The organism is uncultured Sphaerotilus sp., from assembly GCF_963924895.1.
GTDB lineage: Bacteria > Pseudomonadota > Gammaproteobacteria > Burkholderiales > Burkholderiaceae_C > Sphaerotilus.
The window spans coordinates 72,053-91,026 of record NZ_CAWURG010000020.1; the positions used below are offsets into that span (position 1 = coordinate 72,053).

Below are 18,974 nucleotides of genomic sequence, written 5' to 3' on the forward strand. Positions count from 1 at the left end.
GCCACGTTCACTGCGCCGCCTGCACCTGGCGCCGGCGTTCGATGTAGCCGGGTTGCACTGCGCGGGCGTTGTCCGGGCAGGCGCTGGTGCTGTTGCAGGCGACCGCGTTGACCGTGTAGACGCGCAGCGTCTGGGCGGCTCCGCTGGTGTTCTCGCCCTCGTTGTAGAGGGTCGACGAGCAGCTCACGGTGACCCGCATGCCGATGTCCGCACGCAGGTCCAGCGTCTGGCTGGCGCCGCTGCAAGTGGTCCAGCTGCCCTTGAGCGCCTGGTAGAGGCCCCATTCGGTGCCGGCGCGCGCAGCGGCCCATGCGCGTGCGCCGAGGATGTCCTGCGCCGAGCCGGTCTGCGTCGATTGCCCGAGCCGCACGATGGCCGCCGCCAGACTGGCCAGTACCACCAGCACGAAGATGGCCGCGATGGCGCCGAAGCCGCCGGATGCATGCGGATGGAGGCGTTTCATGGCGCGTTCGACACGTGGGCGCCGACGACCAGCGACACGCTTTCGTTGCGCCGGGTCAGTTCGAGCTGGAGGTAGACGAAGCCGTTCTGCTGCGTCGCGCCCTGGTTGGGGTCGTAGGTGATGGTGCAGCGGCTCAGGCCGGTGAGCACGGTCTGCCCGCCTGCGACCGAGGGGCAGGCGCTCGGGTAGCTGGCATTGAAGCCGTAGCCGGACAGGCGGACCAGGGTGCCGCGGGCGGTGCCATTGGCATCCAGCGAGCCGTCCGCGCCGCTGCAGACGTAGAAGACGGCCTGCTGGCTGGCGCTGACCACGCTGAAGCGCCCGCCGTCGTAGCCGAGCGGGAATTGCGTCGGATTGATGGCCAGGCGGTGCAGCCCGAACGCCGGGTTCGGCGTGCTGATGGTGGAGATGGCGGCGCGGTTGCTGCCGCTGTAGACGTCGTTGGGCGACTGGTTGCCGATGACCAGCCAGTCGCCGACCGCCGGCACGGTCGACAGCGGCGTGAGCACGTCGAGCGCGCTGGTCAGCGCGGTGGTGTCGAGTGGCGCGGAGCAGCTGGCCGAGGGCGTGCAGCCGGGGGTGCTGTCGTTGACCGTGTCGGCGGCCATGCGCAGGCGCCCGCCGGTCAGGGTCGGGACCATCTCGACGCACTGGCTGCCGGGGCTGCGCACGGAGTTCGGCACCGCCAGCCGCACCTCGCCCACCAGCCGGCGCAGCGCGGCGTCGGCCTGCGCGGACAGGTCGGCGCGGTTGCGGGTCGCGAGGTAGCTGTCGAAGGCCGGGCGGAAGAACACGGTGAGCGAGGCCGCCATGACGCCGCCGATGACGATCACCAGCAGCAGCTCCAGCAGGGTGAACCCCCGCGCGGCGCGTGCGCGCTCAGCTCGCATAGTCCAGTCGCCAGCCGGTCAGGGTGAGCTGGTCGCTGCCGCGGCTGACGGTGACGTCGATGCGCCGCGCCGCCGAAATGCCGCCGAAGCTCGCGGCCTGCACCGTCACGCGCAGCGAGTAGCCGGCGAGGGCGGCGACCGGTGTGCCATCGATGGTGCAGATCTGGCTGGTCGTGGTGTAGCCGTGGTAGTCCATCAGGTCGTTCCACGTCGTGCGTGCGCAGCCGCCCGCAGCGGCGTTGGCGGCTGCGGCGTAGGGCTTGAGCTGGATCTCCTCGAGCATCTCCTCGGCGATCGACAGCAGCTGCTTGCGCACCACCGGGTCGGACGAGCCGCGGGTCACGGTCGAGTAGGCCAGCAGTACGCCGGCCAGCCCGACCCCGAGGATCAGGATCGCGATGACCAGCTCGATCAGCGTCATGCCGCGTGTGCGCCGCCTACTCGACATGGCCGGTTTCTCCGAGCACGGTGATGGCGGTCTGGCCGGTGATGCTGATCTGCCAGCTGGCGCTGGTGGTGCCGGCGGCGTCGGTGGTGGCGCGGCCGCTGGGCTGGAAGTAGACCGTTCCGGCCGGACTCAGCGCGGTGGCCGTGCCGCTGCCGGTGGCGTAGACGCTCTGGCCATCGGGGCCGACGAGCGGATCGGAGCAGGCGCTGGCCGGGTTGGCGGCGGCAATGCGCAGGCTGACACCGCCGGTGGTGATGTTCACGCAGACCAGCCGGCGGTGGGCCACGGCGGTCTGGCGGGCGTTGCGCAGCGCGGCGATCAGCTCGCCACGCCAGGCTTCGTCGCGGAAGCCGAAGACGCCGTCCAGGCTCGGCATCGCGAACACCGCCAGCACGGAGGTCAGCACGATCACGCCGAGCAGCTCCGGCAGCGTGAATCCGTGGGCAAGGGCAGGGCGGTGCGGGCTCATGTCACGCTCAGTACAGCTCGCGCACATGCACGGTCTTGCGGGTCTCGGGGCTGGCGACGCCGAAGCTGGCGCGGGCGGCCGGGTCGCGGTCCCAGGTGCTGGCGCAGCTGCCGTTGCGGCCGCGCAGCCAGGCCAGGCCGGCGCCGGTGCTGGCCGGGTGGCTGGACAGGCAGCTCGCGTCGGTACCCGTGCTGCCCAGGTTCAGCGCCAGATCGACGCTGCCCGTGCTGCCCGCCGGCGTCGGCGCGGACAGGCTGACCGTGCCGTTGCCGCCGAGGATGGTCAGGGCACCCGGCGTGGTGGTCCAGGCCGCGGTGGCGCTGCCCTGGTAGTTGAGATAGCCGGCGCGCACGACGGAGGCCGCTGGCGCCGTGGTGCAGCTGTCGGCGCTGTTGAGCGCCCAGGTCTTGCCGGTCCAGTACTGGGCCTGCACGGGCAGCTGCAGCGCGGTCTTTTCCGAGCCGAAGACGTTGGACAGCCACAGCCGCCCGCTGCGCAGCGGCATGGCCGGCTCCAGCGCGCCGCTGGAGCTGACGCTGTCGGCGTCGATGGCGCGCAGGGTCAGGCTGCCGGGGGCGCTGGTCTTGCTGGTGTAACTGTAGGCCACGCCGGTGGCCGAGGCGACGCCCGTGCTGAAGCGGCTGGCGGCGACCGTGGCGGTGCTGCCGAAGCTGCCGAGGCCGAGTGCGGCGGCGTCCGACAGCGTCACCGCCTGCGCGTAGGACGGCGTGAGCACGCCGCTGCCGTCGTAGTTGACGGTGCGGGTCGGCGTGCCCAGGCCGTTCATCGCCATGAGGCTCACGGTGAAGGGCTGGCCCGCGTAGCTGAAGCTGCCGCAGGCGGGCGTGGCGACCACGTCGAAGTGGTGCGGGATGAAGCGGCCGAGCGCGGTGCCGGCCACGCCGGTGCTGCCGGTGACGGCGGTTCCGGTGCCGAGGTAGCTGGCCCGATCCGCTTTCAGGTCGATGCGGCCGACTTCGCTCCAGACGAGGTTGCTGGCGGTGGCGCTCCCGTTGCTGAAGGCGCCGAGGCTGCCGGAGAAGGTGCCGCTGCTGCTGCCGGTGCCGGTGGGCGTGGCCTTGACGTGGGTGAGCGTCGGGGTCTGCGCGGTGGGGGACTCGCGGCCGAAGTTGGGCGCCGTGTTGCCGGCGCTGTTGCGGGCGCGCAGCGTGGCGGAGAAGGCGCTGCCGGCGCGGGTCGTGCCGGTCGGGTAGGCGGTGAACTCGAACGAGGCGGGCGAGGCGATGAAGCTGGTGCTGCCGGTCATCGTCAGGCCGGTGTCGTTGCTGGCGGCGCTGCCGGTGTAGGTGCCGGTGAGCTGCACCTGGCCGACGTCCGCGTAGACGAGGGTGGCGCTGGCGGTGCCGGTGGCGTCGAAGGTCAGCGGGGTGGCGCGGCCCGTGGCGTCACAGGCCGCCGCGGCGTTGCTGGTGGCGTTGACGGCGGTGGCATTGATGCGCACGGGCAGCGTCCCGCTGGACGGGTTCAGGTAGGCGCACTTCAGCGTGATCGACTTCGCCCCGGTGATGGCCGGCACGCACTGGCTGCTGCTGTCCGAGGAGCGCACGGCGCGCACGGTCAGCGTGTTGCCGCTGCTCTCGGCCAGCTGGTTCGACGCAGTGAGCAGCAGGCCGCTGGCGCTGGCGGTGTACGTGCAGGCGGGGCCGCCGAAGTTGCAGGTGGTCGCGTTGCTGGCGGTCGGCGCGCTGGAGGTGGCGCCGAGCAGGGTCGTTCCGGCGGTGGTGAGCTGCACGCGGCGGTCGACCGTGCTGCTGCCGCTCGGGATGGTCACGGTGGCGGTGTCGGCCCAGACGACGCTGGCGCTGGAGGACAGCGTCGCCGTGACGCCGCCGGTGTAGGGCGTGCTGCAGCTGGCGTCCTGGCAGGCTGCGATGGTGAGCGTCGACGGTGTGCAGGTCACGCCGGTGCCGCTGGCGTGGCGGACTTCCAGGTGGTGCAGCGTGATGGGGCAGGCGTGGGTCTGGGAGATTTCCAGCGCGACCTGTGCCAGCGTGAGGTCGTAGTTGTAGAGGCGGACCTCGTCGAGCCGTCCGTCGGCGGAGTTCAGGGTGCCACCGGCGGACGTGACCGTGCTGCGGTTGTCCCCGAGCATCAGCGAGCCGATCGAGGAGTCGATCAGCCCATTGGTGGTGCCGGACGTCGTGGCGACCTGGCTGCCGTTGATGTAGAGCTTCAGGGTGCTCTGCGTGGCAACGCCCGAGAGCGACCAGGTGGCGGCGATGTGCGTCCAGGTGTTCGCCGCGACGCTTTGCGCCGGGCTGCTGGCGGTGAGGATGACGCCGGCGCTGTCCGACACCATCAGCTTCAGTACACCCGCCTGCACGGAAAGGTGGAAGGGTCGGGTTGTGCTGGTGGTGGCATCCATCAGCACGCCGGTGGTGCTCGCCCAGGTGTTGTTGCCGGCGTACCAGAGCGAGAGCGAGCCTTTCGAGCCGAGCACGGTGCTGACCTGCACCGACGAGTCGACCCCCGCGATGGTGTTGTTGATGTTCGACGGCACGGACAGCGCCCGGCAGAGGTAGCCGCTGGCGGTATTGGTGGCCGTGCCGACCCGCACGCCGTTGTTGCTGTTGCCGGAGCTGTCGGCCACCTCGCCCACCGTGCCATTCCAGCTCGACTCTTCGAAGCGGAATTCCGCCACCTTGTTCGGGAGGGTGTTCGGGATGTACCAGCGGATCGCGCTGCCGCTGGCGTTGTAACCACTGTTGTAGCCGTAGAGCGTGTAGTCGGTGCTGCTGAGCTGCACGCCGATGGTGGCGTTCGAGCCGCTGGCATTGGCGTTGCCGAACTGGTACTTGAACTCGCCGTTCTCGTACAGGATGACCTGGAAGGTGTACGGTGTGCTGGTGTTGAACTGGAACACGTCATTCCAGGACACGACGAAGTAGCGGTTCGGTGCCGACCCCTTCTGCTCCCAGGTGACGGTTCCCCCTGCTGCCGGGTTCAGGTCCGTCCAGTACGCCATCAGGGTGTTGCCGGTGGCGCCGGAGGTGCAGCGGCTGCGGGAAGGCACGGCGCCTGTGGGCAACGTGGTGTTCGTGAAGATGCGGAACAGGCCGTTGTCGGTGCCGAACTGCAGCATGCCGTTGGAGAGGATGCGCACGCTGGTGTAGTTGATGCCGGCCAGCCGGAAGGTGAACCCACCCGTGAAGCTGACGGACATCTGGTCATCGTCCACCGGGTAGTCGGTGCAGGCGCGGGACCAGGTCACCGCGTTGGCGGTCGACTCCCAGGCGTAGGTGTCGCTGCGCGGTGCGTAGGTGCCGGCGTGTGCCAGCCCCGGCAGCAGGAACAGCCACAGCCACAGCCAGGTCCCTGGCAGGCGCCACAGGAGTCCAGCCACGGTGTGCCGCCCGCTGCCCATCAGGCTCAGTTGCCTGCGGCGATCGCGGTGAAGTTGGAGGTCTGTCCACCGCCGGTCACCGTGCAGGTCGACGTGCTGCCGTTGGTGCCACCCGGGTCGGTGCCCGCCAGCGTGTAGCCGGTTGGCAGGCCGCCCTGCAGCAGGCTGGACGCGTCGGCGCAGGCGCTGACCTTGACGCACTTGTTGGCGGTCACGACGTTGGCGGTCAACGCGCAGCCGGCGTAGTTCAGATTCATGGCGGATGCCGCTGCGCCTGCAACGCCGGCCACGCTGGCGGCCTGTGCGTCGCTCTTCATGTCGACGAACTTCGGCATCGCGGTGGCGGCGAGAACGCCCAGGATGACGATGACGACGATCAGTTCGATCATCGTGAAGCCGGCTTGTCGTGATTTCATGGAATGCTCCAGTTCTGTTTGATGTCGGGCAGCGCGGGCGGTGAGGTCGCTTACACCGGTGATTTCGGCCTGGGCGGGCCTTGACTTGAGGGCTTTTTCATGCTGAACGCTTCCTTATTTGGTAAAGGCCGTGCGGCCCAGGTCCCAGACCGGCAGGAAGACCCCGAGCGCCAGGATCAGCACCAGCACCCCGAGGAAGATGATCAGGATCGGCTCCAGCTGCGCGCTGAGCGTCTTCAGCTCGTACTGGACCTCGTTGTTGTAGAGATCGCTGACCTCTTCGAGCAGCTCGTCGATGGCACCGGTCTCTTCACCGACCGCCAGCATCTGCAGCACGACCGGCGTGAAGATGCCCGTCACGGCGGCCGCGCGCAGCACGGACTCGCCGCGCTCCACGCTCTCGCGCATGCCCTCGATGCGGCGGGCGATGTGCTGGTTGTCCACCGTCTGCGCCACCACCGACAGCGCCTGCGAGATCGGCACGCCGCTCTTCAGCGACAGCGAGAAGCTGCGCGCGAAGCGCGCCAGCATCGCCTTGCGCACGATCTTGCCGGCCACCGGAATGCGCAGCATCCAGCCGTCCCAGCGCAGACGGCCCTCCGGCGTGGCGATCCACGCCCGCAGCACCATCACGCCCGCGGCGACGCCCAGCACGATCAGGCCGCCGTAGTCGAGCGTGAAGCGCGAGGTGGCGAGCAGGATGCGCGTGGCCAGCGGCAGCGTGGCGCCGGCCTGCTGGAACACGGTGGCGAAGGCCGGAATCACCATCACGTTGATCACGCCGATGGCTGCGACCATGGCGCTCACCACGAAGCTCGGGTAGCGCAGCGCCGCCTTGACCTGCTGGCGCATGAACAGCTCGAACTCCTGGTGGTGGAACAGGCGCAGGAAGATCTCGTCGAGCCGGCCGGTCATCTCGCCGACGCGGACCAGCGCGATGTAGAAGTTGTCGAACACGCGCGGGTGCTGCGCCAGCGACATGGAGAGCGCGATGCCGGACTCCAGACTGCGCCGCACCTCCGCCAGCGTCGTCTTCATCTTCTCGCTGGTGGCGGTTTCCTGTAGCCCCATCAGCGCCCGAAGGATCGGCACGCCCGCACGCAGCAGCGTGTTGAGCTGCCGGCTGAAGATCAGCAGGTCGACGGGGGCCACCTTGGGCTCGAAGAGGTGCGCGGGCAGCAGGCTGCGCAGCATGGCGCCCGCGTCGCCGCCGGCCGCAGACCCGGTGGATGCCTCGATCGTCAGCGGGATGATGCCGCGGCCGATCAGGGCCTCTGCGGCGGCCGAGGCGTGGGCCGCCTCGATCACGCCGCTGGTGGTTCCTGCCTGTGCGGAGTGCCCGGTCCAGGCGTAGCGCTGCATCATGGCATCACCCCGCCGGCCCTTCGGCCATCTGGTGGCTCACGCGCATGGCTTCGGCCACGGTGGTCCGTCCGGCCAGCACGAGCCGCGCGGCGTCCTGGCCGAGGTGGTGACCCGCCATCTGCCGCCGCGCCGCCTGCGCGAAGGTGAGCGGATCGCCGTGGTTCATGGCCTCGACCAGCTCACGGGTCATCTCCAGGATCTCGTAGACGCCGGTGCGCCCGCTGAAGCCGGTGTGGCTGCATTCGCTGCAGCCGGCGCCGTGGCGCAGCGCTGCGGTGTCGACCGTGCGGCCGCACTGCGTCTCCAGCCAGGCCAGTTCATGCGGGTCGGGCCGGTGGAACTCGGTGCAGTGCGTGCAGATCACCCGCACCAGCCGCTGCGCCAGCACCATCTGCAAGGACATCGCCACCATGTAGCGCGGCACGCCCATGTCGATCAGCCGAGTGGGCGTGGACATGGCGTCGTTGGTGTGCAGCGTCGACAGCACCAGGTGGCCGGTCAGCGCGGCGCGCAGGCCGATCTCGGCAGTGGCCTGGTCGCGCATCTCGCCGACGAGGATCACGTCCGGGTCCTGCCGCAGTGCGGCGCGCAGCACACGGGCGAAGTCGAGGTCGATCTTGTCGTGGACCTGCACCTGGTTCAGGCCGGGCAGGCGGTACTCGACCGGATCCTCGACGGTGATGATCTTGCGCTCGCTGTTGTTCAGCGCGTTCAGCGCGGCGTAGAGCGTGGTGGTCTTGCCGCTGCCGGTCGGGCCGGTGACGAGCACCATGCCGTTGGGCTTGGCGATGGCGCGGCGCAGCGCCTCGGCCACCCGCGGCGGCAGATTCAGGTGGTCGATCGACAGCAGGCCCGAGCTTTGATTGAGCAGCCGCATCACGATCGACTCGCCATGCTGCGTCGGCATGGTCGAGATGCGCACGTCGATCGCGCCGCTGCGCAGCGTCACCGCGAAGCGGCCGTCCTGCGGCAGCCGGCGCTCGGAGATGTCCAGGCCCGACATCAGCTTCAGCCGCAGCGCCACGGCGGCGGCGATCTTGGCGTCGGCTTCGGTCTGCACATGCAGCACGCCGTCGATGCGGAAGCGGATGCGCAGCGAGCTTTGCTGCGGCTCGATGTGGATGTCCGAGGCGCGCACGCGCAGCGCTTCCTCGAACACGGAATACAGCAGCCGCACGACCGGCGCATCCTCGGCGCTGGCGGTGTTCAGGCCGAGCAGATCGCCCAGGCTGTCCTCGACATTGCGCAGCTCGCTGGTCAGCTCCTGCGCCAGACCGGCGATGGCCTCGGTGTTGCGGTAGGAGCGGTCGATCGCGCCGAGCAGCTGGCTCTCGGCCACGACGACCAGCTCGATGTCGCGCCGCACGATGCGGCTGATCTCGTCGTAGGCGGTGAGGTCGGTCGGATCGGCCATGCCGACGCGCACGCCGGCCGGCGTCTCGTCCAGCACGATGGCGCGCAGCCGCCGCGCCTGCACTTCGGGCAGCAGCCGCGCGACCTCGGGGCGCACGGAGCGCTTGGCGAGGTCGAGGTAGGTTGCGCGCAGCTGGCGGGCCAGCGCCTGCGCGATCTGGACCTCGTTGACCCAGCCGCTGTCGATGAAGACGCGGCCGAGCTTGCGCCCGGTGGTGCGCTGGGAGACGAGCGCCTCGGCGAGCTGTTCGGCGGTGATCAGGCCCTGCTGGACCAGCAGGTCACCGAGTCGGATGCGTTCTGGGCGTGCCATGCGGGGGCGGTCCGGTCAGCGGGTGGATTCAGGGAAGGGCGCGATGCCGGCGCTCGGGGTACGGGTATCGGCCTCCGGCCAGGCGCCGTCCTCGTGGATCACGGTGGTCTTCATCAGGATGACCAGCTCGCGCTTGCGCATCACGGTGGATTTCTGGCGGAACAGACCGCCGACAACGGGCGCCTCACCGAGGCCCGGCACCTGGCTGTTGTCCTCGCGCTGCTCCTGCTGCATCAGGCCGCCGATGGCGACGATCTGGCCGTCCTTCACGCGCACGATCGAGTCGGTCTCGCTGATCGTGCTGGCCGCCAGCGGCAGCTTGTAGGAGCCGAGCGAGCCGAGGTTGATCGACTTCTGCTTCTCGGTGACGGTGCTGATCGAGGGGTGGACGTGCAGCATCACCATGCCGTCCTTGTCGATCTGTGGCGTCACGTCGAGCGCGATGCCGGAGAAGAAGGGCTGCAGCGTCACCGACGGCACCGAGGTCGTGGACGAGCCGGTGGAGCTGATCGACGAGGACACGCCGGTGACGTACAGCTCGTCCGAGCCGACCTTGAGCACGGCCTTCTGGTTGTTGATGGTGGCGATGCGCGGGCTGGACAGCACCTGCACCTTGCCCTGGGTTTCGAGGAAGGTCAGCAGCGTCGAGAAATTGGAGTTCTGGAAGGACATGCCGTAGAAGGCCTTGCCCGAGGTGGCTGCGGTGGTCGTGGCTGCGGCCAGGTCGATCTGGCCGGTGCCCGACAGCGTGATGCCGGGGGCGAGGGCGGCGAGGCTGAGTGCGCCGTCCAGAAAACGGCCGAAGGCGCTCCAGTTCACGCCGGTCTGCGCGTCCTTGCTCAGCTCGACTTCGAGGATCTTGGCTTCGAGCATCACCTGCCGCTCGATGCTGACCTGCACCGCTTCGAGGTACTGCGCGATCTGGCGCAGCTCCAGCGGTGTCGCCCGCACGACGATGACGCCGGCCGAGGCATTGACGATCACGCTGCGCCGCTGGCTGCCCTGGGCGTCGCTGGTCAGCATCGCCGACAGCGAACCCTGCACGTCGCGCCAGAAGTCGGAGTCGGAGGTGGTGCGGACGTGGGCCGTGTCGTCCTGCCGGCTGCCGGGCACGGCGGCACCATTGCTGCCCCCATTGCCGCCCCCGTTCCCTGCGCCGGTGTTGCCGCCCATGCCGCCCATGCCACTATTTCCACCAGCGCCGGCCACCGTGCCATTGCCGCCGCCGACCTGGCCGATCGAGCTGGAGGTCACGCGGATGTCGCTGGTGCCCTGGCGGCGGCCGGGCAGGTAGTTGATGCGGAAGACGCGGGTCTGCACCGTGTTGGGCTGCACGTAGATGCGGCGGCCGCTGATGCGGTAGTTGTAGCCATACAGCTCGCGCATCGCGTCCATCGCGTCGAGCACCGTGGTGTCGCGCAGGCTCAGCGACACCGTGCCGGTCACCTCGGGCGACAGCAGCACCTGCCAGGGTGAGCCGGCCGCGATCTGCAGGAAGACCTGCGTGGCCGGCGCCTGGTTCACCGAGAGATCGAACCGGGATTCGGCCGACGCGGGCGGGGCCACGGTGGCGGGCAGCGGCGCCGTCAGCGGGGTGGTGGCGGCCAGGGTCAGGCCGGTCTGCGCGCACAGCAGTCCGCACACCACGGCACGGGTGACGGCGGTGAGGCGGGAGCGGATTGGGTGGTTCTGGGCCATCAGGGTTCCTTGCGCGCGGCGGTCTGCTCGGGCGCGTTCGCGGTCAAGGGTTCGGGTGCAGGCGCCTCGACCGGGGCATACAGCCCCAGCCACTGCGTGCCGCCGCGGGGCAGTCGCAGCCACACGCCGTCGGCACGGATGTCCTGCACGGTCGCGTCGCCCAGCCGGTCGCCGACCCGCAGCAGGCGGCCGTCGATCAGGGCGGTGGCGCTGCCGGGCGCCGCATCGGCGTGCAGCTGCAGCCCCTGCACCCGTGGTGGCACCACCGGTGCTGCGGGGCGCAGCGGACGCATGTAGGCCGCCGGGTCCGGTGTCAGTACAGCCGAGCGTGGGGGCAGCAGCGCCGGGGCCGCGGCTGGCGAGTTGCCCAGGCCTGGCGGCGGACGCGTCGGATCGGGCAGGGCGGCGCGTGCCGCGCTGCCCGACAGCAGCACCCAGAGCCCCGCCGACAACAGGGCCGACAGCAGCGGGGCGATCATCAACAGGCGTGCCTGGACAGTCATGGTCAGATTTCCACCCAGTGGGCGTCCGTGCTCAGCGTGTGCAGGCGCAGCGTGAGCCGCACCTGGGGATGCTGGAGCACCTGGAGTTGCAGGCTGCCCCACAGCAGGCGCTGCGGCGAGGCTTCGAGCGACTTCAGGTACTCCATCAGGTCGGTGTAGCGGCCCTCGACGCTCAGCTCCACGCCGTGGCGGTAGAGCGTCGGTGTGCCCTGGTCGAGCGGGGTGCGGCCCAGGGACTGCAGGCTGCGCAGCTTCAGGCCGCTGTGGCGCGCGAGCAGTTGTTCGAGCAGCGGCAGCATGTCGGCCGGGCTGACGAGGTCGCTCGTGCGGCCCTGTGCATCGGCCTGGGCCACGCGGGCCTGCAGCGCGGCGAGTTCGGTCTGCAGCTGCCGCAGGTCGAGGTCCTTGCGCTGGTGCAGGGCGGTGATGCTGGTGTCCAGTGTCTCGAGCACCTGCGCCGAGGTCTGCCGGGTCTGGCGGGCCTGGTTCCAGGCCTTCCAGGCCGGCGTGACCCAGAGCTGGTCAACGGCCATGAAGACCACGGCCGTGCAGCACATCGCCACCAGCACCCGTTCACGCGGGCTCAGTACCTGGTAGCGGCGGCTCAGCGCTCGCCAGCGTGCGGCCAGGCCGGGAGAGGGCAGGGTCGGTTTCATGGCTTGGCGGGCTCCGTGCGCGGGGCCTGGCTGGACAGCGTGAATTCGCTGTAGTCGGGCCTGGTCACCGGCTCGAGGCCGTCGGTGGCCTGGCTGCTGGTGGTGGTGGTGCCGCCGGGGCGGATCTGCAGCGTGGCGAAAGCCCGGCCCTTGAAGCGGGGTTCGGACTGCAGGCTGCGCAGGTAGTCCGGTAGCACGGCCGGATCGGTCATGCGGCCGCGGATCTCGATGGCGTCGTCGCTGCCCTGCAGGTTCAGGCCGGTGATCCAGACGGCGGCATGGGTCTGGCGGGCCAGGGCTTCGAGGTAGTCGACATAGCCTTCGCGCCGGCCGGCGCTGCCATTGTCCAGCAGGCCCTGCAGGCGCTGGACGGCGGCCTCGCGGTCGCGCAGGCGCTTGAGCTGGTCGCGCTGGGTCTGTTCGCGGTGGTTGCCGGGGGCCGGCAGCAGCGCGCCGCGCCGGGCATCGGCCTGGGCCATGAGCTGGACCGTGTCCGTCTGGATCTGCCGGGTGTGCCATTGCAGGCCGGCACCGGCGAGCAGGGCCAGCCCGGCCAGCGCGCCCTGCAGCATCAGCATGTGGCCGAGGGCATTGGCTTGCCGGCTCTGGCAGAGGCTGCGGGCGTAGAGATTGAGTTGCTGCGGCATGGTGTCAGGCGCGGCGCAGCGCGGCGCCGATGGCGATGGGGGACACGGTGGCCGTGGTCAGCGTGCCGGCCAGCTCGGCCCCGTCGAAGTCGATGCAGTCCTCGATGCGCAGCCGCACGACCGGCACGTAGAGCAGCTCGCGCACGTAGTCGGTGAAGTCGTCCGATGTGGTGGTGGACACCACCAGCCGCGACAGCGTCACCCGGCTGAAGAGGCGCTCGAAGCTGTCGAGCGTGCGCTGCAGCTCCAGCCCGGCGCGGTCGAAGGCCTGCTGGCGCAGCGCCTCGTCCGGCTCGGCGATCTGGGCGGCGCTCACGTCGATGTGGCGGGCCTGCAGCAGCTCGCCGCTGGCGGTGATCACCAGCGTGCTGTGGGTCTCGTCGATGAGCAGCAGGGCGATGCCGCGCCCCGGTTCCTCGAGCAGCGCCGCCAGATTGCGCAGCGCGGTTTCCGGCAGGTCCATCACCTTCCAGGGCATGCGGGCGCGCAGGGCGTCCTCGGCCACTGGGGCCAGTTCCTGCCGTGGTGCCAGGGCCGCGAGCACCGATGGGCGCCCGCGCTGGTTGGTTTCGGCGGGGATCTCGAGCAGGTCGATCTGTGCGTCCGCGACCGGGAAGCTCACCAGATCGCGCAACTGCCAGCGCACCGCGTCGGACCATTGTTCGCGGGGCACCTCCGGCGCTTCGGTCGGCAGCAGCTGGTACTGGTGGCGCTGCAGCACCAGCAGCCGGTGGTGGCGCTGCAGGGCACGCTGGCGACGCAGATCGCGCAGGCTGCTCAGTGGCGTGGACCAGTCGAGCTGGCAGGCCCAGCGCACCTGCGGCCGGCCATCGGCCGGCCAGCGCAGGTACAGTGCCTGGGCGGTGGTGCCGTTGGGCACCACCACGACCCAGCCATCAAGCCGAGGTTGTCGCAGCCAGGAGAACACGGGGGTTCACTCCATCAGAAAGGATGGGGCGATGCTGCCTGTGTCGGTACCAGCTCCAGACGCGAAAAAGCCATGCAAAACGCGGCCACCAAGGGCCGCGTTGTCAGGGGGCAGGAAGGATCAGCCCAGGCGCGCGCGGTGGCGTTCGATCTGCGCACGCACCTGCACCGGTGCCGTGCCGCCCAGCACATTGCGGGCGTTCAGCGAGCCGGTGAGGCTCAGTACCTCGAACACGTCGGACTCGATCCGGGCGTCGAAGCCCTGCAGCGTCGCCAGCGGCAGCTCCGACAGGTCCTGGCCCAGCGCGATCGAGGTCTTCACTGCGTGCGCCACCACTTCGTGTGCGTCGCGGAAGGGCAGGCCCTTCTTGACCAGGTAGTCGGCCAGGTCGGTGGCGGTGGCGTAGCCGCGGCGGGCGGCGCGCTCCATCGCATCCGCCTTCACCGTCAGGCCACCGGCGCGTGACCCGTCCGCTGCCACTTCGCCGCCGATCATCTCGGCCATGATGCGCAGCGTGTCCTTGACCGTGTCGACGGTGTCGAACAGCGGCTCCTTGTCTTCCTGGTTGTCCTTGTTGTAGGCCAGCGGCTGGCCCTTCATCAGCGTGATCAGGCCGATCAGGTGCCCGACGACGCGGCCGGACTTGCCGCGTGCCAGCTCGGCCACGTCCGGGTTGCGCTTCTGCGGCATGATCGACGAGCCGGTGCAGTAGCGGTCCGAGAGGTTGATGAAGCCGAAGTTCTGGCTCATCCACACCACGATTTCCTCGGCCATGCGCGAGACGTGGACCATCACCAGCGTGGCGAAGGACGTGAACTCGATGGCGAAGTCGCGGTCGCTGACGGCGTCCAGGCTGTTCTGGCAGACACCCTCGAAGCCCAGCGTGCGGGCCACGCGCTCGCGGTCGAGCGGGTAGCTGGTGCCGGCCAGCGCCGCAGCGCCCAGCGGCAGGCGGTTGACGCGCTTGCGCAGGTCGGCGAGGCGCTCGGCATCGCGCGAGAACATCTCGACATAGGCCAGCAGGTGGTGCGCGAAGCTCACGGGCTGGGCGACTTGCAGGTGCGTGAAGCCGGGCAGGATCACCTCGACGTTCTGCGCCGCGACGTGGACGAGCGCGCGCTGCATGTCGTCGAGCAGCGCCGACGTCGCGTCGATCTCGTCGCGCAGCCACAGGCGCACGTCGGTGGCGACCTGGTCGTTGCGGCTGCGGCCGGTGTGCAGGCGCTTGCCGGCGTCGCCCACCAGCGTGGTCAGGCGGGCCTCGATGTTGAGGTGGACGTCTTCGAGGTCGAGCTTCCACTCGAAGGTGCCGCCCTTGATCTCGGCGTGGATCTGCGCCATGCCGCGCCGGATGTCTTCCAGGTCCTGCGCGCTGATGACGCCCTGGGCGGCCAGCATCTCGGCGTGGGCCAGGCTGCCCTCGATGTCGGCGCGCCAGAGGCGCTTGTCGAAGGTGACGCTGGAGGTGTAGCGCTTGACCAGCTCGCTCATCGGTTCGGAGAACAGGGCGGACCAGGCTTGCGACTTCTTGTCGAGTTGATGGGTGCTCATCGGCGGGCGGCTCAGGGAAGGGGACAATCGGAGAATCTGCGCGGATTGTAGAGAGCGCGCCTGTCCACTGCCTTGACCCCGCCCGGCGTTCGCCATGTTCATGTCCTCCGAATCCGATCCGAACGACCTGCCGGACGACCTTTGCCAGGGCGGTGTCGTGCTGCGCACCGTGCTGTTCGTGCACGGGGTGGTGGCGCTGGGGCTGGGGTTCCGGTCGACGTCGATCCGCCAGTGGCTGGTCGATGTGTCGGTGGTGGTGGCCGCCGTGCTGCCGGCCACGCTGGTGTGGCTGCTGGCGGCGTGTGCGCTGGGACGTGCGCGGCTGCGGGTGCCGGAACGCGCCCAGCCGGCGGTGGCGTGGCTGGTGCTGTGCGGCCTGGGCGCGGCCTGCGGGGCGATGGCGTGGACGCTGCTGGTCTGGCTCGGTCAGATCGACGAGGGCTGGCCGACCGGCCTGGCCACCGTTGGCAGCGGCGCGGCGCTGTCCGGCGCGGTGTTCCACTGGCTCCGGCAGCGCACCCGGATGCGCCTGCCTGCCGGCACCCAGGCGCGGCTGGCGGAGCTGCAGTCACGCATCCGGCCGCATTTCCTGTTCAACGCGCTCAACAGTGCGATCGCGCTGGTGCGGGTCGATCCGGCGCAGGCCGAGGCGGTGCTGGAGGATCTGTCGGAGCTGTTCCGCGCCGCGCTGGTCGGCTCGGGCGAGCGGGTCACGCTGGGCGAGGAGGTGGAACTGGCGCAGCGCTATCTGGCGATCGAGCAGGTGCGCTTCGGCGACCGGCTGGACGTGCGCTGGAAGATCGACCCGCTGGTGGAAAGCGTCTGGGTGCCCTCGTTGTTGCTGCAGCCGCTGGTCGAGAATGCGGTCAAGCATGGCGTGGAGCCGTCGCCCACGGGCGGCGCCATCCGCATCCGGGCGCAGGCCCGCCACGGCCACGCCCTGATCACCATCACCAACACAGTGCCGGAAGGCCGGCCCCGCAAGGGCCACGGCATGGCCCTGCACAACGTGCGCGACCGGCTGCAGCTGCTGCACGACCTGGACATGCGCTTCGAGGCCGGTCCGATCGAGGGCGGGCGGTTTCGGGTGCGGCTGCTGGTGCCGCTGGTCAAGGGCACCCAGGGTTCTCGGAGACTGGAGGAGAAACGGCCATGAGCACCTTGCGCGTCCTGCTGGTCGATGACGAAGCGCTGTCGCGCCTGCGCCTGCGCACGCTGCTGGGCGACTGCGTCGATCCGGTCTGTGCCGTGGTCGGCGAGGCTGCCTCCGCACCGGCCGCGCTGCACTGGCTGACGCTGCACCAGGCGGATGTCGTGCTGCTCGACATCCACATGCCCGGCATGGACGGGCTGCAGCTCGCCGAGCGCCTGCGCGGTCTGCCGCGGGCGCCGGCGGTCATCTTCGTCACGGCGCATGCCGAGCACGCGCTGGCGGCGTTCGAGGTCGAGGCGGTCGACTACCTGACCAAGCCGGTGCGCCGGCTGCGGTTGCAGGCGGCGTTGCTGCGCGTGGCCCAGCGGCTGCACGGACCGGCGGCCACGGCGCCCGCGCCACTGGACGCGCTGCCGGCCACCCCCGTCATCGTGGTGCACGAGCGGGGCGAGCTGCTGCGGGTGCCGCTGGCCGAGGTGCTCTACCTCAAGGCCGAGCTGAAGTACGTGACGCTGCGCACCGCGCGGCGGGCCTTGCTGCTGGACGAATCGCTGGCGGAACTGGAGGAGCGCATGGGCGACCGCTTCCTGCGCATCCACCGCAATGCGCTGGTGGCGCGGCATGCGGTGGTGGCGCTGGAGCGGCGCGATGGCGATGAAACGGCAGAGGGCTGGGCCGTCCGCATCGCGCCGACCGATGAATGGCTGGTGGTGTCGCGCCGCCAGCTGGCCGCGGTGCGCGACATGCTGGCGGCGGAGGGGCTGTGAAACCCCGTCTCGCAAAGCTTCGGTGACTCAGCGCTCCACGGCGCCGAGGTCGATCTTGCTGCCCTTCACGGTGCGGGCCACCGGCACGTAGCCCGTGCCGAGCTGGTAGTTCACCCCGTAGGCGGCGGCTGCCGCCGGTGCGGCCTGACCGGCATCGACGATGGCACTGCCCGCCAGCGGCGTGAACGTCGCTGCGTCGAAGGGCAAGGCGCTGCCGGTGAGCAGGTTGGCCGCGCCCTTGACCTGGCCCTTCAGCGTCTTCCACTGCGTGGTGTCGGTCCAGCCGGTGCGGATCCAGTTGACGCCGAGGTTCAGGATGCCGTCCGAGGTGTAGGTCGGCGACAGCGAGTCGTTCTCGGCCTGGCGCATGTTCAGCTCCGTCACCGTGCTGTCGAACCAGAACACGTTGTTCCAGGCCTCCACCGTCTCCGCCGTGGTCGAGATCTGGAAGATGCGCGCGCCGCTGCCGGTGCCGTAAACCGTGTTGTTGAAGAAGTACAGCGTGCCCTTGCGGAACAGCGATTCGCCCCAGTTCGCCCCCGCCGGTGCACCGAAGTGGTCACCACCGTAGTGGAAGAAGCTGCCGTCGTCGCCGTTCTTCTTGATCTGGTTGCCGTAGACGAAGCTGGTGCGGTAGGCCGGGGTGGCGAGTGCGGTGATGGGGAAGTCTTCCGCCTCGACCATGTCGATGGCACGTGCACCGCCTTCGATCCGGTTGTAGCGCACGACCATGCCGGCCGAGCGGTCCTTGGCCGAATTGCCCAGCGAGCCGGCGCGCAGCGGGCCGTAGCGGTTGAACTCGATCACCATGCCCACGCTCTGCGTGTAGGTGCTGTGCATGTGGTCGTCGCCGACGATGCCGTGGCCCCACAGGTAGTTGCCGGCGATGCGGATGTTGCGGGTCACGGCGAAATCCCCCTCGTCGTTCGACTTGGTGAAGATGCCCATCTGGCAGTCGCTGATCTCGTTGTCGGCGATCAGGATGTTGTGGCCGCGGTCCACCCAGACGCAGGCGCCGAAAGGGTCGTAGGGCTTGCTGACGCCGGCGGCGTTCTTGAAGGTGTAGTTGGGGTGACCAGCGCGGATGTTCAGGCCGTCGATCGAGATCCAGCTCGGGTAGTCGGTGTAGGTGCCGCTGGCATTCGCCTTGATGGCGATGATGGTGCGGCCCTGGTGGATGTCGCGCGTCTCGACCGTGTTGCCGTAGACAGTGCCCAGCGCGGCGCGGGTGGTGGCGCCATTGCCTTCGATGATCGGGCGCTCGTTGTTCGGCCCGCGCACGCCGCAGATCCGCACCGGTGCGGCCTGCGTGCCGGAGGCGGCGACCATGAACTTGCCCTTGTACGGCGTGGCCGTGTAGAAGATGCGCACCGTGTCACCGGCCTTCAGCGATTCCCAGGGGACCGTGTCGAGCGAGGCATAGGCCTTGCCCGGGCCGACCTGGTAGTCGACACCCTTGCCGGAGGCCAGACACGGCGTCAGCGCCAGACCGTCGACGGGCGGGGCCGGTGTCGGCGCGGCCACGGGAGCAGGAGCGGGAGCAGGAGCAGGAGCAGGAGCAGGAGCAGGAGCAGGAGCAGGAGCAGGAGCAGGAGCGGGAGCGGGAGCGGGAGCGGGAGCGGGAGCGGGAGCGGGAGCGGGAGCGGGAACGGGGCTGGGGCTGGGGCTGGGGCTGGGGCTGGGGCTGGGGCTGGGGCTGGGGCTGGGGCTGGGGGTGGCGACCGGTGTCGGGCTCGGTGCAGGTGTCGCCACGGGTGCCGGGCTCGGCGAGGTGACCGGACCCGGTTTGGGCGCGACCGCGGGAGACGGAATCGGGGCGGGGCTCGGCGCCCCGCTCACATTGAGCGCGGTGCCTGTGTCGCCACCACTTCCCCCGCCGCAGGCCGTCAGTCCACCGACCAAAGTCAAGCAGGTTGCCATCCACAAGGAG

At 70.0% G+C, this 18,974-nt stretch carries 18 protein-coding genes; 3 read left to right on the forward strand and 15 right to left on the reverse strand.

Going from position 1 to position 18,974, the window contains the following annotated elements:
* Positions 1-7: 7 nt before the first annotated feature.
* The 14 genes from AABN02_RS08310 to argH form a co-directional block, all read right to left on the reverse strand.
* Positions 8-463 carry an MSHA biogenesis protein MshP gene (locus tag AABN02_RS08310; protein ID WP_338414460.1) on the reverse strand — a complete coding sequence of 152 codons (456 nt, stop codon included), beginning with the start codon at positions 461-463 and terminating at the stop codon, positions 8-10.
* Complete coding sequence (locus AABN02_RS08315) at positions 460-1,353, reverse strand: prepilin-type N-terminal cleavage/methylation domain-containing protein (protein ID WP_338414461.1); 894 nt, start codon at positions 1,351-1,353, stop codon at positions 460-462. Before AABN02_RS08315 ends, AABN02_RS08310 begins: the two co-directional genes overlap by 4 nt.
* Positions 1,343-1,801 (reverse strand): type II secretion system protein, encoded by a 459-nt coding sequence (locus AABN02_RS08320; protein ID WP_338414462.1) that lies wholly within the window; start codon positions 1,799-1,801, stop codon positions 1,343-1,345. Before AABN02_RS08320 ends, AABN02_RS08315 begins: the two co-directional genes overlap by 11 nt.
* Positions 1,791-2,270 (reverse strand): prepilin-type N-terminal cleavage/methylation domain-containing protein, encoded by a 480-nt coding sequence (locus AABN02_RS08325; protein ID WP_338414463.1) that lies wholly within the window; start codon positions 2,268-2,270, stop codon positions 1,791-1,793. The genes AABN02_RS08320 and AABN02_RS08325 overlap by 11 nt, the downstream gene beginning before the upstream one ends.
* A gap of 7 nt (positions 2,271-2,277) precedes the next feature.
* The gene (locus AABN02_RS08330; protein ID WP_338414464.1) at positions 2,278-5,634 is read right to left on the reverse strand and encodes a LamG domain-containing protein; all 3,357 of its coding nucleotides are present in this window, start codon (positions 5,632-5,634) and stop codon (positions 2,278-2,280) included.
* Between the two features lie 26 nt (positions 5,635-5,660).
* Entirely contained in the window at positions 5,661-6,050 is a 390-nt protein-coding gene (locus AABN02_RS08335) for a type II secretion system protein (RefSeq protein WP_338414465.1), read from the reverse strand.
* A 114-nt stretch (positions 6,051-6,164) separates the two neighbouring features.
* Positions 6,165-7,415 carry a type II secretion system F family protein gene (locus AABN02_RS08340; RefSeq protein WP_338414466.1) on the reverse strand — a complete coding sequence of 417 codons (1,251 nt, stop codon included), beginning with the start codon at positions 7,413-7,415 and terminating at the stop codon, positions 6,165-6,167.
* A 4-nt stretch (positions 7,416-7,419) separates the two neighbouring features.
* Positions 7,420-9,141, reverse strand: a complete 1,722-nt coding sequence (locus AABN02_RS08345; RefSeq protein ID WP_338414467.1) for a GspE/PulE family protein — start codon at positions 9,139-9,141, stop codon at positions 7,420-7,422.
* 15 nt (positions 9,142-9,156) lie between these two features.
* Positions 9,157-10,839, reverse strand: a complete 1,683-nt coding sequence (mshL, locus tag AABN02_RS08350) for a pilus (MSHA type) biogenesis protein MshL (RefSeq protein ID WP_338414468.1) — start codon at positions 10,837-10,839, stop codon at positions 9,157-9,159.
* Positions 10,839-11,342, reverse strand: coding sequence for a hypothetical protein (locus tag AABN02_RS08355; protein WP_338414469.1), 504 nt, complete (start codon positions 11,340-11,342; stop codon positions 10,839-10,841). The genes mshL and AABN02_RS08355 overlap by 1 nt, the downstream gene beginning before the upstream one ends.
* A 2-nt stretch (positions 11,343-11,344) precedes the next feature.
* Positions 11,345-11,998: a GspMb/PilO family protein gene (locus AABN02_RS08360; protein ID WP_338414470.1), complete on the reverse strand. Its 654-nt coding sequence runs from the start codon at positions 11,996-11,998 to the stop codon at positions 11,345-11,347.
* A complete protein-coding gene (locus tag AABN02_RS08365) occupies positions 11,995-12,645 on the reverse strand; it encodes a PilN domain-containing protein (RefSeq protein ID WP_338414471.1) in 651 nt (216 codons plus the stop codon). Before AABN02_RS08365 ends, AABN02_RS08360 begins: the two co-directional genes overlap by 4 nt.
* A gap of 4 nt (positions 12,646-12,649) precedes the next feature.
* Positions 12,650-13,573 carry a hypothetical protein gene (locus AABN02_RS08370; protein WP_338414472.1) on the reverse strand — a complete coding sequence of 308 codons (924 nt, stop codon included), beginning with the start codon at positions 13,571-13,573 and terminating at the stop codon, positions 12,650-12,652.
* 120 nt (positions 13,574-13,693) lie between these two features.
* Entirely contained in the window at positions 13,694-15,124 is a 1,431-nt protein-coding gene (gene argH / locus AABN02_RS08375; RefSeq protein WP_338414473.1) for an argininosuccinate lyase, read from the reverse strand.
* Positions 15,125-15,218: 94 nt separating this feature from the next.
* Here argH and AABN02_RS08380 point away from each other — a divergent pair, with 94 nt between their 5' ends.
* Both AABN02_RS08380 and AABN02_RS08385 read left to right on the forward strand, forming a co-directional pair.
* Complete coding sequence (locus AABN02_RS08380) at positions 15,219-16,280, forward strand: sensor histidine kinase (RefSeq protein ID WP_338414474.1); 1,062 nt, start codon at positions 15,219-15,221, stop codon at positions 16,278-16,280.
* A complete protein-coding gene (locus tag AABN02_RS08385; protein ID WP_338414475.1) occupies positions 16,277-17,044 on the forward strand; it encodes a LytTR family DNA-binding domain-containing protein in 768 nt (255 codons plus the stop codon). Before AABN02_RS08380 ends, AABN02_RS08385 begins: the two co-directional genes overlap by 4 nt.
* Positions 17,045-17,071: 27 nt before the next feature.
* On the opposite strand, the gene AABN02_RS08390 is transcribed toward AABN02_RS08385, so the two are convergent.
* The gene (locus AABN02_RS08390) at positions 17,072-18,568 is read right to left on the reverse strand and encodes a hypothetical protein (RefSeq protein ID WP_338414476.1); all 1,497 of its coding nucleotides are present in this window, start codon (positions 18,566-18,568) and stop codon (positions 17,072-17,074) included.
* On the opposite strand from AABN02_RS08390, the gene AABN02_RS08395 reads away from it, so the two are divergent.
* Entirely contained in the window at positions 18,553-18,819 is a 267-nt protein-coding gene (locus AABN02_RS08395) for a hypothetical protein (RefSeq protein WP_338414477.1), read from the forward strand. The genes AABN02_RS08390 and AABN02_RS08395 overlap by 16 nt on opposite strands.
* Positions 18,820-18,974: the final 155 nt, after the last annotated feature.